An 18,239-nucleotide genomic window follows, 5' to 3' on the forward strand; every position below is an offset into this window, starting at 1 on the left:
TGTTGGAATAGATTTTGAAGTGAATTGCATATCTTTAAAAAGCATTTCCCTTCATCAAAAAGAGAACCGTCATGAAAAAGTTACTAATCCTACTGTTGATATTGACCCCGATACTTTCCATTGCCCAACGTAAACCCAAAATAAAAGGCAGTAGAATCGTTACTGAAATAAGCGAGGAACTTCCGCCCTTTACTGCCATTATGTTAAATGATGACCTTGAAATCACACTCAATAGAGCATTGGGTCCAGGATATCACCTTATCGCGGATGATAATTTGGTCGACATACTAAAATTTGAAGTGGAAGATGGAACTTTGGTAATCAGTTCTTATTACAATATTACGGCCAGAAAAGAATTGCAAATAACCGTTAACTATACCGAACTGCAGGCAATCACCTTAAAAAATGGCAGTATTCTCTCCAAGGATGTAATTCAATCCAACGAATTGTTTGTGGATGGGTTCAACAACACCAAATTCGACATAAAGGCCAATGCTGCAGTAATGGATATAAATCTGGAAGATACGAGCAGCGGGGATTTTCATGTGGAAGTAGATTCTTTGAACATTGACCTGAACAAAAGGGCCCAAGCCTATGTTTATGCCCAACTCAATACTGGAGCATTGGATCTCGAGGGCAATTCCTCCTTGACCATGGAGGGCACATCCGAACGATTACAGGTAAATTTACTGCAATCTGCCAAGTACAGGGGCGAAGGTATGCAAATAGGCTCCTGTACACTTACGATTGCCGGAAATGCCAATGCCAGGGTGTATGCATTTGGCGATATTAATATCAACGCCACGGGAAATTCCGGAATATACCTTTATGGAACCCCAAAAATTACCATATCGGAGTTTTTGAATACCTCCCAACTAATCAAAAAGGAAGAATAAAAATTACTTTGTGATCGGGGCGGTTAGGCAATGTTCTGGAATGCCAAAACCATCCACCAAGACTTCGATATGCGGTCTGAGCTCAGTTGATAACCTCTCTACCCGTTGTCGGATCGCTTTTGATTTTGTTCCGCCTATATACCCCTGTTCCAAAAACCATTTGGCATCCTGGTTAATTTGATCGAGTGCATAGAGACACCCTACCTTCTCCAGTAATGCACGGTATTTTAAATCTTCCAGTTGTTGATAGTGATCACAGAAGATGTTGTAAGCCAATTCCACACTGTAGGCTTTTCCCAAAGCCAATAAATGGGTCTGTACCTTTAAGAAAGCTTGATAGGAAGGAATCCCTTTTTTTATATAGTTTCGAATCCGCATCGCCAAGCTATAGGTCAATCTTCGGGTACGATAGTCAAAAGCGTGCTTGTGAAACTTTGGATTGTACAGATGCTTCGCATCAACTTTGTTGGAGTACAACGGATTAATGGCTGTCAGTTTATCCGAAAGCTGTGTCTGCAAAAGTTTTAATACCGATGCAAAACCTGCACTGTTGAATTCGGCCCTAAAATCGGAAAGAATGCCCTTGGCCGCCAGTTGCAGTAATACGGTGTTGTCACCTTCAAATGTGGTAAAAATATCCACGTCGCCTTTTAAATCGGCAATTCGGTTCTCCAATAAATACCCTTTCCCACCGCATGCCTCTCGACATTCTTGGATGGTTTCATTGGCAAACCAGGTTATAATGGATTTTAAACCCGCCACTTGGGTTTCAATTTTTCTTTTATCGGGTTGGGAATCATCACTGTAACGCTTCATCATCTCTTCCAGGGTAAAATGGTACACATAAGCGCCAGCAATCGCCGGAGTAAGCCTTAGTTGATGCGTGGGATAGTCCATGATCAAATCTTCTTGAACCTTTACATTATCATTGAACTGCCTGCGGTCCAGGGCGTACTTTACAGCGATGGACAAGGCCATTTTGCTACCTCCAAGGGCGCCACGGGCCACACAAATGCGTCCGCCGACCAATGTTCCCAGCATGGTGAAAAATCGCTTGTTCGGATTTTTAATGGAGGAAAAGTAAGTACCGTCATCCCGTATTTCCCCGTATTTGTCAAGCAGGTTTTGTCTCGACACCTTTACGTTGTTGAACCAGATTTTTCCATTATCAACGCCATTTAACCCCAACTTGTACCCATTGTCCTCAACGGTAATGCCTTTCAAAGTATCATGGTTTTCATTTCTGAGTGGAACCAAAATGGCGTGAACGCCTTCATTTTTGCCATTTACGATCAATTGGGCGAAAACGGTGGCCATTTTGGAATGTAAGGCATTGCCAATGTATTCTTTGTTGTCATTTTTTCCGGGCGTGTGTATAATAATCGAATCGGAAGATTTTTCAAACGTAGCGGTGGTTTTAATGCCACGCACATTGGAGCCGTGCCCGGTTTCTGTCATGGCAAAGCAGCCCAATAACTTGGTTTCCCCGGCTTGGGCCAAGTATTGATCGTGATGTTTTTTTGTGCCCAGTTTCTGGATGCTTCCTCCAAAAAGACCAAATTGCACCCCAAATTTTACGGCCAAACTACCATCCACAAACATTAAGTGCTCAAAAATAGCCGCATAGGCAGGCATGTTCCCGGTTCCGCCATATTCAGCTGGGTAGGCCAAGGCGCCATACCCTGCTTCCCCCAAAAGCTGGACTTGATGCAAAACCCTGTTCCTAAAATCTTCTTTGTGTCTTAAAACCTGCCATGAAAAATCGGGCTTGTCCAAAAAACACCTGAAATCATCAACCACATTAGCATGTTCTCCCTTTAAAATTTCATCCAGAATGTTGGCCTCATATTCATCGGAAGTTTTTTCATGTACTACTTCCACATCAAACAAATGATTGTAGTGATTGGGCTGAATGCCCAAATGGACTTCAATATGTTTTAAATGATCGTTCAGATTTTCACCATTGACCAAGCGTTGGCTAAGGGAAGAAAGCGGGTAGGTGTCGCTTTCGATCAATTTTACCTTGGAATTGGCAATGGTCTGTTTCCAGTTCTTGATTTCATCATCAAAAGGAGGGGCATCTCTTTTTAACCATCTCTGTAATTGATGTTTTTCATCCGCATTCAAAGATGTATCCAGTTGGATCACTTTTTGTACGACCGAGATTTCTGAAGCAGATAGCAAATCATCGGACCAAATCACATAGAAAAAAGGGATGTATTGTAAGATTCCTATGGAATAATCTGTGGCAATCATATAAAGTTGTGTTGATGCAATTATACCTTTCCAAGGTAAGGTTTAGATTTTTAAGTTCCATCCCTACGGGTATTTTTGTGGATATGGTTTTAGGTGGATAGGGTTTTCAGTTATATTTGTTGAACTATGAACGAGAATTTAGATCCAACAGGTGAAAATCTTTCCCCGGAAGAATTCGATATAGAAAGAGCTCTACGGCCCGTTAGTTTTGATGACTTTACCGGGCAGGCCCGGGTATTGGAAAACCTCAAGATTTTTGTGCAAGCGGCCAACCTAAGGGGCGAAGCCTTGGATCATACACTTTTTCATGGTCCTCCAGGGCTTGGAAAGACCACCTTGGCCCATATTTTGGCCAACGAACTTGGTGTGAACATTAAAGTTACCTCTGGCCCTGTTTTGGACAAACCGGGAGATTTGGCCGGACTGTTGACCAACCTGGAAGAACGCGACGTCCTTTTTATTGATGAGATCCATAGGTTGAGTCCCATTGTGGAGGAATATCTGTATTCCGCCATGGAAGATTATAAGATCGACATTATGATCGAATCGGGCCCCAACGCCCGAACCGTCCAGATTAACCTTAGTCCGTTTACCTTGATAGGGGCCACCACTAGGTCTGGATTGCTTACCGCGCCCATGCGGGCAAGATTCGGAATTCAGAGCCGGTTGGAATATTACAACACCGAGCTGTTGTCCACCATTGTGGAACGTAGTGCGGAAATACTTCAGGTACCCATTACAAACGATGCAGCCATAGAGATTGCAGGACGAAGCAGGGGAACTCCCAGAATATGCAACGCACTACTGCGCAGGGTTCGGGATTTTGCCCAAATAAAGGGCAATGGAAACATTGACCTTGAAATCTCACAATTCGGGCTAAAAGCCCTCAATGTGGATGCCCATGGTCTGGATGAAATGGACAACAAGATATTGACGACCATTATCGATAAGTTCAAGGGAGGCCCTGTAGGAATCACTACACTTGCCACGGCGGTGTCCGAAAGTGCGGAAACCTTGGAAGAAGTGTACGAACCCTTTCTGATTCAACAAGGGTTTATTATGCGCACCCCAAGGGGCCGTGAAGTAACCGAGCTCGCCTATACCCATTTGGGAAAGGTAAAGGGCGGTACTGAGGGAGGTTTGTTTTAACCCCTTTTACCTACAAAAAATTCTTGGTGAAAAGAAACTGTTATACCATAACTTTTTGTACTTTAATAGGCTTCTTTGATTATAAGGGCTTTATTTTTTTTGGATAGATGGTCCTGCCCAATATAACCACTGATCATATACACTGAACTTCCCAAATATTTACCATTAAAGCTGTATGCTAGTGGTGAAATTATAGGGAACCATGAAGAAACATTCTAAGAAAAACAATGTCCCCGAAAAGGGAGATTTCCAATCCTTATCTCTACAAATAAGAAGGTTGTGCATGCAAATCGGTATTTGTATGGGGTTGATCATTGTTTTGGCATTTGCCGTTCTTATGGCAGGGTTTGGATTCGGAGCGAATAATCATTACGTGGAGTTCCCCGACGATGTGTATTACATGGACTATGATGTGAACAATCTTCCATTTTCCGGAAAAAACGAAGAAATCAAGTTGGGTTTCGATATTTTCAGGAATACATCGCTTCATATTGGCCCCAAACAAAAGGATTCTTCAAAAGCATTTGCACGAAATAATTTGGCCTGTGCCAGTTGTCATTTAAACGGCGGCACCAAGCCCTATGCAGCTCCTTTGATCGGAGTCGTTAAACGCTTTCCCCAGTTTCGCGGGCGCGAAAACAAAATGGGAACCATTGAGGAACGCATCAATGGATGTATGGAACGAAGCATGAATGGCAGGACAATGCCGGAATCCAGCGTTGAAATGCAAGCTCTTGTTGCTTATATGGATTGGTTGGGCAGAGCAGCTCCATCAAACGGTAAAATAGAAGGGCAAGGCTTTTTAAAAGTTGAAATCCCCAATAGAGCCGTTGATCTAGTCCATGGGCAAAGGGTTTTTGAAAATACCTGTGTAGAATGCCATGGTGCTGATGGTCAAGGACAGCTTTTGGCGGAAAACGATCAATACCTATACCCTCCTTTATGGGGGGGCGATTCTTACAATAACGGTGCCGGAATGACCCGCGTTATCACTGCGGCCCAGTTTATAAAGGGCAATATGCCTTTTGGTGTCACCTTTGACAACCCCATACTTACCGATGAAGAGGCCTATGATGTAGCAGGTTACATCAACCAAAAACTCCGACCAACAAAGCCCAATAGGGCGGCAGACTTTCCAGACTTGGTCAAAAAGCCCGTATCCACTCCCTATGGTCCCTACTTGGACCCTTTTTCTGAAGAACAACATCAGTTAGGACCTTTCCAGCCTATTATGGAGTATTACCAAAAAGAATATCAATTAAGTAAATCCAAATAAACACTAGTAACAATGAAAACAACAAGATCAAGACGGAATTTTATGGGAGCGATGATGCTGGGTGCCACGGCATCCACATTGTCGGCTTTTACCAATCCTGCTTTTGCGGGAATGACGGATTTTACACATTTAGAAATGAATGATGCCGAGGCTTGGATGAAATCAATAAAAGGGAAACACCGTATTGTTTATGATGGCTCGTATCCACACAGCGGCTTTCCCATTATATGGAACTGGGCCTATTACCTATCAAACAATGAAATGGGATCGACCGATGATGAAATTACGGCGATGACCGTTCTAAGGCATGACGCCATTCCATTTGCTTTGCACGATGATCTTTGGAAAGCATACCCACTGGGTGAAATGTTCCATGTAAAAAAAGCCGATGGTACAGTATACGATCGCAATCCATACTACGAACCACAGGAGGGTGATTTTCCGCTGCCGGTCATTCAAGGAATCAAAGATCTGATGGATAGAGGGGCTATGTTCTGCGTGTGCAATCTGGCGCTAAATGTATACAGTGGCGCAGTTGCACAACAAATGGACAGGGATCCCAATGAAGTTTACGAAGAGTGGAAAGCAGCTGTTCTGCCCGAAATTCAGATTGTCCCCTCTGGCGTTTGGGCACTGGGCAGGGCCCAAGAGGAAGGCTGTGGATACATTTTTGCAGGAAATACGATTTAAAAGATGAAAAACATACTTTTATTTTTAGTGATGATGGTGTCAGGATTGATTTTGGCACAAAACGAACCCATCAAAGTAGTATTTGATGTAACCAGCAGTAATCCCGATGTGCATAGAACAGCGGCCAAGCATTTAAGATTAATGGCCGAAGCCTATCCAGAATCGGAGTTTGAATTGGTGGTTTACAGTGGCGCCTTTAAAATGGTGGATAAAAAGTCATCTGTGGCCGGTGAAACCTTGTCAACTATAGTCAATAGGGACAATGTGTCCATAGTGATTTGTGAACAGACCATGAAAAAGCATAAAATGACCATGGACGACCTCATTCCCGGAGTAGGTTCCGTGCCCGATGGCATTTATGAGTTGGTCATAAAGCAAAAACAAGGCTGGGGCTATATTAAGGAAGCTCAGTGATCAATTTGTCTTTAGTGGACAAAGACCGAGGGAAGACCACCTCGGTTTTTCATTTTTAAAAGAGTATTTACATATAATATCCGACCAAGCCCAAGTGTGTATTAAAAGCCTATTTGATCGAGAGGGATATCCCAAATGCGGGCCAACTCACCCAAGATGGGCTCAAGGGAATCTCCAAAAATCCTGCTCCGTCCTTGAAAAAATGCCGGATTTTGAATGCTTGAACAGTTATGTGGTGGACGATAAGGTATATTGTTTGTGCTGGGCAGCGAATACCGGATGGGTCGACAAGGTGGTTTCCCGTTACCCCAATTAAGGAAACAGGCTCGGATATAGGTCCCAAAACGGCAAATTGATATTAATCCGTTAAATTCGTTCCCTGCATAGACAAGGACATGCCTAACAGGAAAAAAAATACAGAACTAATAAAAACCGAAGCCAAGCGCCTCGGTTTTTTGTCGTGCGGTGTTTCGAAGGCCGAATTTTTGGAAGAAGAAGCGCCCCGTTTGGAGAAATGGCTCAACCAGAACATGCATGGCGAAATGCAGTATATGGAAAACTATTTTGACAAACGGCTTGATCCAACAAAATTGGTAGAGGGTTCCAAATCCGTTATTTCCCTATTGCTGAATTATTACCCATCCGAAGAGCAAAATCCGGATTCCTACAAAATTTCCAAATATGCCTATGGCATGGATTATCACTTTGTGATAAAGGACAAACTCAAAAGCCTGCTCCACTTTATTCAAGAAGAAATCGGGGAGGTGCATGGGCGGGCCTTTGTGGATTCTGCGCCTGTACTGGACAAAGCATGGGCCGCAAAAAGTGGTCTGGGGTGGATTGGTAAGCACAGCAATCTGCTTACCCAGCAAGTAGGCTCCTTTTATTTTATAGCTGAACTGATCGTGGACCTGGACCTGGAATACGATACCCCCGTAACCGACCACTGCGGCACCTGCACTGCTTGTATGGATGCTTGCCCAACCGATGCCATTGTGCAACCCTATGTGGTGGATGGCAGCAAATGCATATCGTACCTGACCATTGAACTAAAGAACGAAATCCCCTCCGAATTTGATGGTAAATTGGATGATTGGATGTTTGGTTGCGATGTTTGCCAAGATGTGTGTCCATGGAACCGCTTTTCCAAATCCCATAGCGAACCTCTTTTTAATCCAAACCCAGAATTATTGGCCTTCACCAAAAAGGACTGGGAAGAGATTACAGAGGATGTCTTTAAAAAAATCTTCAAAAAATCAGCGGTAAAAAGAACAAAACTGTCCGGCCTTAAACGCAATGTCGATTTCTTAAAAAAATAAACGAACACCTTCATTTTATCCTTTGCTCATATTTATATTGAAAACAGAATCAACGAATTGAAAAACCGTTCGTTTTGTACATAAAGCACCAATAAAAAATTGATTGCCATAGATCTTCCTATAAAACCTTGGAATACCCTAACTTTACCCATTCATTTTCGACAATATGAGCAAGGAAAAACAAAGAAGGGAAGCGTTACTCTACCACGCAAAACCACAACCGGGCAAGATCAAGATTGTACCAACAAAACCCTATTCTACGCAAAGGGACCTGGCATTGGCTTATTCCCCGGGGGTGGCCGAACCTTGTTTGGAGATTGAAAAGAACAAGGACGATGTGTACAAGTACACCGCAAAAGGCAATATAGTTGCCATAATCTCCAACGGAACCGCAGTTTTGGGCTTGGGGGATATTGGGCCGGAAGCCTCTAAACCCGTTATGGAAGGGAAGAGCTTGCTTTTCAAGATCTTTGCCGACATCGACGGGATTGATATTGAACTGGATACCAAGGATGTGGATAGGTTCATAGAGACCGTTAAGACGATTGCCCCAACATTCGGGGGCATCAATTTGGAAGATATCAAGGCTCCCGAAGCATTCGAGATTGAACGTAGGTTGAAAGAAGAACTCGATATTCCCGTAATGCACGATGATCAGCACGGGACCGCGATCATTTCCGCCGCCGCTTTGCTGAATGCCTTGGAGATTGCCGAAAAAAGAATTGAAGAAGTTAAAATTGTAGTAAGTGGAGCGGGAGCGGCGGCGGTTTCCTGTACAAAGCTCTACAAAGCCTTTGGGGCCAGGACAGAGAATATTGTAATGCTGGACAGTAAGGGAGTGATCCGAAGTGATAGGGAAACCCTGAGCGAGGAGAAAAAAGAGTTTGCCACCGATAGGAAGATAGATACCTTGGAGGAGGCTATGAAAGATTCCGATGTGTTCATTGGACTTTCCATTGCCGATATTGTTTCCCCGCAAATGCTGAATTCCATGGCCGAAAATCCCATTGTCTTTGCCATGGCAAATCCTAATCCCGAGATTGAGTACGATTTGGCCATGAAGACCAGGGATGACATTATTATGGCAACAGGCCGTTCCGACCACCCTAACCAGGTGAACAATGTGTTGGGCTTTCCTTTTATTTTTAGAGGGGCTTTGGATGTGCGGGCAACCAAGATCAACGAGGAAATGAAGATGGCCGCAGTAAGGGCCTTGGCCGATTTGACCCGTGAACCCGTGCCGGAACAGGTAAATATCGCTTACGATGCCACTAGGTTGACCTTTGGACGTGATTACATCATTCCAAAACCATTTGATCCCCGTTTGATCACCAAAATTCCACCTGCTGTGGCCAAAGCGGCCATGGACAGTGGCGTGGCGAAATTCCCCATACAAGATTGGGCAAAGTATGAAGAGGAACTCTACCAAAGATCGGGTAATGACAACAAAGTTGTCCGGTTGCTTCACAATAGGGCCAAAGTGAATCCAAAACGCATTGTTTTTGCTGAAGCTGAACTTTTGGACGTAATGAAGGCTGCCCAAATTGTGCATGATGAGGGTATAGGTATCCCGATCCTTTTAGGAAATAAGGAAACCATAGAAAATTTAAAGGCGGAACTCGAATTTGACGCTGAAGTTCCCATTATAGACCCTCGCTCCGATGAATTCAGTGAGATGAGGACCCAATATGCCTTGAAACTTTGGGAACTGAGAAAAAGAAAGGGCGAGACCAAGTACAGTGCTCGGGTAAACATGGGCAAACGTAATTATTTTGGCGCCATGATGCTCAAGGAAGGGGATGCCGATGGTATGATCTCCGGTTACTCAAGATCTTACCCCAAAGTGCTTCGTCCTGTTTTTGAAGTATTGGGGCGTGCCAAAAATGTGAAAAATGCGAGTACGGTAAATATTATGATAACCGACAGAGGGCCCCTCTTTTTGGCCGATACCTCCATCAATATTGATCCCAATGCCGAAGAGTTGGCGGAAATTGCCCAAATGACGGCCAATGTAGCCAAGACCTTTGGTTTTAATCCAGTAATGGCATTGCTTTCTTACGCCAACTTTGGTTCATCCAGCCACCCGAATGCACAGAAAGTGAGGGAGGCAGTGAGAATCTTGCACGAAAGAAACCCGGATTTGGTGGTCGATGGAGAGATTCAGACCGACTTTGCATTAGATCCCGAGATGAGCAGCAAAAACTTCCCGTTCTCCAAAATATCGGGTAAAAAAGTGAATACGTTGGTTTTTCCTAACTTGGAATCCGCCAATATCACTTACAAATTGTTGAAAGGTCTCAACAATGCCGATTCCATCGGGCCAATTATGGTTGGGCTTACAAGAGCTGCCCATATTTTACAGTTGGGAGCCAGTGTGGACGAAATGGTGAACATGGCTGCGGTGGCCGTTATAGATGCCCAAGAACGAGAGAAAAGAAAAATAGCGAAAATGCAAGGGGAATAACCAAAAACCGTGGTTGAAAAATGATTACCCATTTAAAAGGAAAACTAGTAGAGAAAAATCCAACCTATGCCATTGTGGAGTGCAATGGGGTTGGGTATTTTTTAAACATTTCGTTGCACACCTTTTCCCTGCTTCCGGATGAGGAAAACATATTTATTTATACCGACTTATTGGTAAAGGAAGATTCCCATACCCTGTTCGGTTTTGCGGAGCGAGCGGAGCGCGAAGTGTTCCGTTTATTGATATCGGTTTCAGGGGTTGGTGCCAGTACTGCGCGCACCATGTTATCCTCGCTTTCACCGTCCGATGTAAGGGATGCCATAGCCAATGGGGATGTGCCCACAATCCAGTCCGTTAAAGGGATTGGCGCCAAAACGGCCCAGCGTGTAATCTTGGATCTTAAAGACAAGATTTTAAAAGTCTACGACATGGGCGAAGTTTCACAACAATCAAACAATACAAATAAAGAAGAAGCGTTATCTGCATTAGAGGTTCTTGGTTTTACCAGAAAGCAATCTGAAAAGGTGGTGGACAAGGTAGTTTCCCAAGATACTTCGCTAAGCGTAGAGAACATTATTAAACTGGCGCTGAAAAATTTGTAACTAGTTTGAAAAAAGGGGCAAAACCAATACTTAAACCAACGCGCTTTAAGTACATATTCTTTGTTGTTTGTTTGCTGTCCATAACCAATCTGATGGCACAGGAAACCAACGAGCAGGCTCAGGATTCTGTCAAGACGGGAGTTGAGCTTGGCCGTCTTATCATGGAAAACCCCGATAGCATTGTTGCAAAATACACCTACGACCCCAAAACCAATACGTACGTTTACAGGGAAAGCATAGGGGATTTTAACGTGAACTATCCTGTAATCCTTACCCCGGAACAATATTACGACCTTGTTGAAAAGGAGCAGATGAAATCCTACTTTAAGCAAAAGGCAGATGCCTATGCAGGGAAGAAAGAAGGAAGTGAAGAGGCAAGAAGAAACTTGTTGCCCAACTTTTATGTGAACAGCAACTTTTTTGAGACCATTTTTGGAGGGAACAGCATTGAGGTGATCCCACAAGGGTCGGTTGCCATGGATTTGGGGATTTTATGGCAAAAAAATGACAACCCTGCCCTATCCCCCAGGAACAGAACCAATCTTTCTTTTGATTTTGACCAACGCATCAGTTTGAGTTTATTGGGAAAAGTGGGCGAGCGTCTTCAGGTAACTGCAAATTATGACACCGAAGCCACATTCGATTTCCAGAATTTGGTAAAACTCGATTATAGCCCGACCGAGGATGATATTCTTCAAAAAATTGAAGTAGGTAACGTAAGTATGCCCCTTAACAGTTCTTTGATTACGGGCGCACAGAGTTTGTTCGGGGTAAAAACACAACTCCAGTTTGGAAAAACAACGGTTACCGCTGTTTTTTCCGAACAACGATCACAAAACAATACCGTAGTTGCCCAAGGTGGGGGTACTGTAAACGAGTTTTCCCTGACCGCATTGGATTACGATGAGGACAGGCACTTTTTCCTGGCCCATTATTTTCGCGATAATTATGATCGTGCATTGGAATTTTATCCCTTTATACAAACGCAAGTGCAAATTACCCGTTTGGAGGTTTGGGTGACCAACCGAAACCAGCAAACACAAAATGTTAGAAATGTTGTGGCCATTCAGGATTTGGGAGAGGCCATTTCGGATAATACCCGAATTGGGGCCAACAATGGTGACCCGGCAGGGTTTTTTAATCCTTCTGCTGTGGCAAGTGGGCTTCCTCAGAACGGGGCCAATGCCTATGATCCCAATCAAATCGGAAGCGGGGCGCTGACACAATCCATTCGAGATATCGCTACGGTGGATTCCGGATTCAATGTTCCGGGATATACCGTAAACCAAGGTTTTGATTATGCGATTCTTGAAAATGCCAGAAAATTGGAGGCGGGAAGGGATTATGAGTTCGATTCCCAATTGGGATATATCTCCCTGAGCCAGAGCTTGAGCAATGATGAGGTACTGGGTGTGGCTTTTCAGTATACGTACAATGGCGAGGTTTATCAGGTGGGCGAATTTGCCAATGGTGGGGTTGATGCGACATCGGTTTCGGCCAACACAAGTTTTGTCGAAAATAATTCATTGGTCTTAAAATTACTGAAAAGCAACATTACCAATGTGGAGGACCCTATTTGGGATTTGATGATGAAAAACATCTACTCAACCGGGGCATATCAATTGAACCAAGAGGATTTTAAGTTGAACATCCTTTATTCCGACCCAACACCACGAAACTATATTACGCCGGTAGACCCCAATGCAGGTTGGCCCTCGGGCTTGGAAGACCAGATATTGCTCAATGTGTTCAATTTAGACCGTTTGAACACCTATAATGATGTACAACCGGGCGGGGATGGATTTTTTGACTATGTGGAAGGAATCACTGTTGACTCACAATCCGGACGGATTATTTTTACAAAGGTCGAACCCTTTGGGGAATACCTTTTTGAGAAATTGGGAGGTGGGGTTTACGATGTGGATAACGACCAAGGGTACAACCCCAACCAAAGGCGTTACGTATTCCGCAACATGTACGCAAAAACCAAGGCGGCTTCGTTGCAGAATGCCGAAAAAAACCGCTTTCAGATAAAGGGAAGGTACACCTCCCAATCCAATAATGGTATTCCCATCGGGGCTTTTAATGTGCCACAAGGTTCCGTTACTGTTACCGCAGGGGGGCGTCAATTGCAAGAAGGCATTGATTATACGGTGAACTATCAAGCGGGAACGGTGCAACTTTTGGACCCAAGCTTAGAGGCATCCAATACCCCCATCAATATTTCTGTAGAGAACAATGCCGTATTTGGGCAACAAACACGTCGATTTGCGGGGGTCAATGTAGAACATAAGTTCAACGATAAATTTGTTTTGGGCGGTACCTTGCTCAACTTGAACGAGCGTCCCCTTACCCAAAAATCAAATTACGGGATAGAACCTGTTAACAATACCATTTTCGGACTTAATGGAAACTTCAGTACCGAAATCCCTTTTTTGACCAGATTGGCAAACAAATTGCCAAATATTGATACCGATGTGCCCTCCAACCTCTCGTTGAGGGGCGAAGTGGCCTTTTTGCGGCCCAATTCACCAAAAAACGCGGATTTTAGGGGTGAAACCACCACCTACCTGGATGATTTTGAAGGAGCACAGGCCTTGATCGATATCCGCTCCTCTTTGGGATGGACCTTGGCCAGTCCGCCAGTTGAGTTTATGGATGATAGAACGGGAATTGATGTAGGCTACGAGCGTGCAAAAATGGCGTGGTACACCATAGACCCTATTTTCTATACCAATCAGAGGCCATCAGGCTTGTCGGACAACGATATTTCCCTGAACTCCACCCGTAGGGTGTTTATTGATGAGGTGTTTACCGAAACCGATATTGCCCAAGGGCAAACGCAGGTGCAAAGCACACTGGATATTGTGTATTACCCAAACGAAAAAGGGCCCTACAATGCCAATCCAAGTTTTGAATCCGAAACCCCAGATGCCAAGTGGGGCGGTATTATGAGACCCTTGAGCAGTACCAACTTTGAGCAATCCAATGTGGAATTTGTCCAGTTTTGGGTGTTGGACCCCTATATTGATGGAGAAACAACCGATGCCAATGCAGGAGAATTGGTGCTTAATTTGGGCAATATCTCCGAGGACATTTTAAAAGATGGTCGTAAGCAATATGAAAACGGACTTCCCGCAAGCACGAACAACGAAGTGCCAAGGGAAACCGCTTGGGGCCAAGTGCCATCGACCCAATCTTTGGTGTATGCCTTTGATGCCGATGAGGCCAACAGAACAGCTCAAGACCTTGGTCTGGATGGCTACGGTGACGCCCAAGAGGCTGCAATTTATAATGGTCCGGCGGAAGACCCTGCTTTGGATAACTATCAATATTACTTGGATAGGGAAGGTGGCATCTTGGACCGTTATTTTGACTTTAACAATACGCAAGGGAATTCCCCGGTTTCCGTAACAAATACCAATAGAGGTTCCACAACTTTGCCCGATGTGGAGGATATTGACCGGGATTTGACCATGAACACGGTGAACAGCTACTACGAATACCGTATTCAGATAAAACCCAACACTACCATCGACGACAAATATGTAACGGATATACGCCAAGGGCAAACCCCGACACTGCCCAACGGAACACAATTGAACCGTAGGTGGATACAATATAAAATACCATTGAGCGATTTTACCGATGCCATAGGTGGAATCTCGGATTTTAGATCCATTAGCTTTATGAGGATGTACCTTACCGGATTTTCGGATGATGTGGTACTGCGTTTTGCAACCTTGGATTTGGTGCGTGGTGATTGGAGGACCTATACCAACTCCTTACAGCCCAATGTGGACAACGATCCTTCGGATGATGCCACGGTAATCGATGTGAATACCGTGAATATTGAAGAAAACTACGGAAGGCAACCCATACCTTATGTATTGCCCCCTGGTGTTGTGCGGGAACAATTGAACAATAACAATACCATTATCCGCCAGAATGAGCAATCCTTGTCCTTTGTTGTGGAAAATTTGGAGTCTCAGGATTCCCGAGGAGTGTTCAAAAATGTAAATGTTGATGTACGACAGTACGAACGCCTTAAAATGTTCATGCACGCCGAAAAAATATTCAATACCGATTATTCAGATAGTGATACACCACTGGTCGGTTTTCTGAGAATCGGTACCGATTTCTCCGAAAACTTCTATCAAATAGAGCTACCGCTTCAATTTACCCCATTTGGGGCTTCATCCGCAGATGAAATTTGGCCCGATGTAAATGAAATTGACGTCGCATTGAGCGATTTGGGCAAAGTTAAATCCAAAGGAATATCCGATCAGACCTTGGACGAAATCAAATACTACGAAATTGTGGACGGTGAGGCCGTGCCAGTGGATGGGTTTGCCCCAAGAACCCCGGGCACCGTTCGTATCGGTATTCGTGGTAATCCATCTTTGGGCAGTATTCGTGGCATGATGGTCGGTATTAAAAACATTGATGATATTCCGGCCCGTGGGGAAGTATGGTTCAATGAGCTTCGTTTGGCAGGTCTTGAAAATAATGGAGGGTGGGCCGCTACCGCTGCTTTGGACGCCAACATGGCCGATTTTGCCAATGTGACGGCAACAGGAAGCAGAAGCACATCGGGCTTTGGTTCCATTGACCAAACTCCTACGGAGCGTTCCTTGGAAGATGCCATTTCTTACGATGTGGTGACCAATGTAAATGTGGGGCAGTTGTTTCCAAAGAAATGGAACCTGCAATTGCCGTTCAATTATGGGATATCCGAAACACTCATTACTCCAGAGTTCGACCCCGTTTATGACGACTTAAGATTGGATGATAGGGTTGCAGCGGCTTCAACGGCAGAAGAGGCAGAGGATATAGAAGAGCAGGCCGAAGATTATACGAAACGAACCAGTATCAACTTGATCGGTGTACGGAAAAATAGGGGAGAGGAAGCCGAGGAAAACTTCTTCGATGTGGAAAACCTTACTTTTAATTACTCCTATAACGAAACAGATCACAGGGATTTTGAGATTGCGGAACTTCGTGACCAGAATGTTTCCACCGGATTTGTGTACAACCACAACTTTAAACCTGCTCCCGTGGCACCTTTTGCCAAAAAGGATTCCATGCTTACGGGCAAATATTGGCAATGGTTAAAGGACTTGAACTTTAATGCACTGCCAACAAGTCTTTCCGTAAATGCAAATTACAACCGGTCTTTTAACCAACAGCGATATCGGGATGTGCTGGAGCCTGGCGTAGATGCGTTGGAATTGCCATTGCTGCAACAACGAAATTACTTGTTCAACTGGCAATATGCCCTCAATTATAGCATTACAAAATCGTTGCGGTTGAATCTGACCGCGTCCAACAATAATATTGTCCGCAATTATTTTAATGTGGATGAAAATCCCGATTCCGGTATAAACGATGCGCTTGATCTTTGGGATGGGTTTTTTGATATAGGCGAGCCAAACAGACATGCACAGCAAATGCAGTTGAACTACGAACTGCCCTTTAGCAAGATACCCTTCCTCAATTTTATAAATGCACAGTACACCTACACCAGTAATTTTGATTGGCAACGCGGGGGCGATGCATTGCGCGAGGTAGCCAACGAAGACATTAACACCGTCCAGAACGCCAGTACCCATAATTTAACGGCCAATATGAGCATGCAGCGTTTTTATGACTTTTTGGGTCTAAAGAAGCGTGATGGCAAAGTAACGGCAAACCAAGCTGCAATCAGAAGGGATAAAGCGGGTAATCCCGCAAATGGCGAAACTGCTGCCGATGGACCAAGAAAAACAAGTAAGGGTTTCAATACCTTGGTGGATATTGTTACCATGGTAAAGCGCGTTAACGTAAACTATAGCGAAAACCGCGGTACCGTACTGCCAGGGTATACCCAATCCATTGGATTCATTGGTACAACTCGCCCAACTTTGGGCTTTGTGTTCGGAAGTCAGGCCGATGTGAGGTTTGAAGCTGCACGTAACGGATGGTTGACGGATTATCCCGAGTATAGCCGTCAGTTTATGCAAAACACCAACAAGCAATTGAACATTACCGCTACGGCACAGCCCACCCAAGATTTGACCATAGATTTGAGTGCCGATAGAAATTATATGAGTTCTTCCCAAGAAAGTTATAGTCCAGAAGCATGGATGAACGGGCAGGATGGACTGATCAATGAAATGGGCAACTTTAGTATCTCCACGGTAATGATCGGAACGGTCTTCAATAAAAGCGACGAGTTCGATTCAGAGACTTTTGAACAATTCAAACAAAATAGAATAACCATTGCCAACAGATTGGTATCCGATAGAGGCGAGAGTCCAGGGGAATTGGATGAGGATGGTTTCCCGGAGCGTTATGGTAAAACACAGCAGGAAGTATTGCTTCCCGCATTCTTCGCTGCCTACACCGGACAGGATGTAGAACGTGTAAATATGGATGCCTTCCGTGATATTCCAATCCCCAACTGGAACATTAAGTATACAGGATTGATGAACAACCGATGGTTTAAAAAGAAATTCAAGCGTTTTTCCTTGAGTCATGGGTACCGTGCAGCATACAGTGTCAATTCATTTCAGACCAACTTGGAACGTCAGAATACCACTTTTGATGCTGAAAATGGGGATTTGCTTCCCAAAACACTAATTAATAACGTGGTGCTTACGGATGAGTTCAGTCCGTTGATGCGCGTGGATTTTGAAATGCAGAACTCCTTCAGCTTCTTGGCCGAAGTGCGAACCAGTAGAACCTTGTCCTTGAGTTTTGATAACAATTTGTTGACGGAAATCAACGGAAACGAATACACCCTGGGGCTTGGTTATCGTTTTAAGGATGTAAAATTCGTAACCAACATTGGAGGTGAGAAAACCAGATTGAAAGGGGACCTGAACCTGAAAGCGGATCTTTCACTGCGCGATAACATTACCATAATCCGTAATTTGGATGTCGACAACAACCAAATCACCTCGGGGCAAAAATTAATGTCCATCAAGTTCACTGCCGATTACGCCCTGAGCAAAAGTTTGAACGCGCTGTTCTTCTATGATCATTCCTTCTCGGAATTCGCGGTTTCCACGGCATTTCCACAAACAACCATCAATGCGGGCTTTACGTTGCGGTACAACTTTGGAAACTAATACATAAGGTTATCCGCTTTTCTTCCATTTTGTCGCAAAGTTTCTTTGAAAAGCTTTCCGC

Annotated in this window: 10 protein-coding genes; 9 read left to right on the forward strand and 1 reads right to left on the reverse strand. The window is 44.2% G+C overall.

Translation table 11 applies throughout. From position 1 onward, the window contains the following. Positions 1 to 71 precede the first annotated feature (71 nt). A complete protein-coding gene (locus AC13CC_RS14325) occupies positions 72 to 896 on the forward strand; it encodes a GIN domain-containing protein (RefSeq protein ID WP_326277071.1) in 825 nt (274 codons plus the stop codon). Positions 897 to 899: 3 nt separating this feature from the next. Here AC13CC_RS14325 and AC13CC_RS14330 read toward each other — a convergent pair whose 3' ends face one another. Continuing rightward, positions 900 to 3,152 carry an acyl-CoA dehydrogenase family protein gene (locus tag AC13CC_RS14330; protein WP_482877699.1) on the reverse strand — a complete coding sequence of 751 codons (2,253 nt, stop codon included), beginning with the start codon at positions 3,150 to 3,152 and terminating at the stop codon, positions 900 to 902. Positions 3,153 to 3,278: 126 nt separating this feature from the next. Here AC13CC_RS14330 and ruvB point away from each other — a divergent pair, with 126 nt between their 5' ends. From ruvB to sov, 8 genes are all read left to right on the forward strand, one after another. Next, complete coding sequence (ruvB, locus tag AC13CC_RS14335) at positions 3,279 to 4,301, forward strand: Holliday junction branch migration DNA helicase RuvB (protein ID WP_482877701.1); 1,023 nt, start codon at positions 3,279 to 3,281, stop codon at positions 4,299 to 4,301. Positions 4,302 to 4,503: 202 nt separating this feature from the next. Next, complete coding sequence (locus AC13CC_RS14340; RefSeq protein ID WP_482877703.1) at positions 4,504 to 5,577, forward strand: c-type cytochrome; 1,074 nt, start codon at positions 4,504 to 4,506, stop codon at positions 5,575 to 5,577. Between the two features lie 12 nt (positions 5,578 to 5,589). Further along, positions 5,590 to 6,267 (forward strand): Tat (twin-arginine translocation) pathway signal sequence containing protein, encoded by a 678-nt coding sequence (locus tag AC13CC_RS14345; protein WP_482877705.1) that lies wholly within the window; start codon positions 5,590 to 5,592, stop codon positions 6,265 to 6,267. A gap of 3 nt (positions 6,268 to 6,270) precedes the next feature. After that, entirely contained in the window at positions 6,271 to 6,681 is a 411-nt protein-coding gene (locus AC13CC_RS14350; protein WP_326277076.1) for a DsrE family protein, read from the forward strand. Positions 6,682 to 7,076: 395 nt separating this feature from the next. After that, positions 7,077 to 8,000 carry a tRNA epoxyqueuosine(34) reductase QueG gene (gene queG / locus AC13CC_RS14355; protein WP_326277077.1) on the forward strand — a complete coding sequence of 308 codons (924 nt, stop codon included), beginning with the start codon at positions 7,077 to 7,079 and terminating at the stop codon, positions 7,998 to 8,000. A gap of 166 nt (positions 8,001 to 8,166) precedes the next feature. Then, positions 8,167 to 10,464, forward strand: coding sequence for an NADP-dependent malic enzyme (locus AC13CC_RS14360; RefSeq protein ID WP_482877707.1), 2,298 nt, complete (start codon positions 8,167 to 8,169; stop codon positions 10,462 to 10,464). A 20-nt stretch (positions 10,465 to 10,484) separates the two neighbouring features. After that, positions 10,485 to 11,066 (forward strand): Holliday junction branch migration protein RuvA, encoded by a 582-nt coding sequence (gene ruvA / locus AC13CC_RS14365; RefSeq protein ID WP_482877708.1) that lies wholly within the window; start codon positions 10,485 to 10,487, stop codon positions 11,064 to 11,066. A gap of 5 nt (positions 11,067 to 11,071) precedes the next feature. Then, positions 11,072 to 18,178, forward strand: a complete 7,107-nt coding sequence (sov, locus tag AC13CC_RS14370) for a T9SS outer membrane translocon Sov/SprA (protein WP_482877709.1) — start codon at positions 11,072 to 11,074, stop codon at positions 18,176 to 18,178. Positions 18,179 to 18,239 lie beyond the last annotated feature (61 nt).

It is taken from the genome of Flagellimonas sp. L-11, assembly GCF_056857735.1.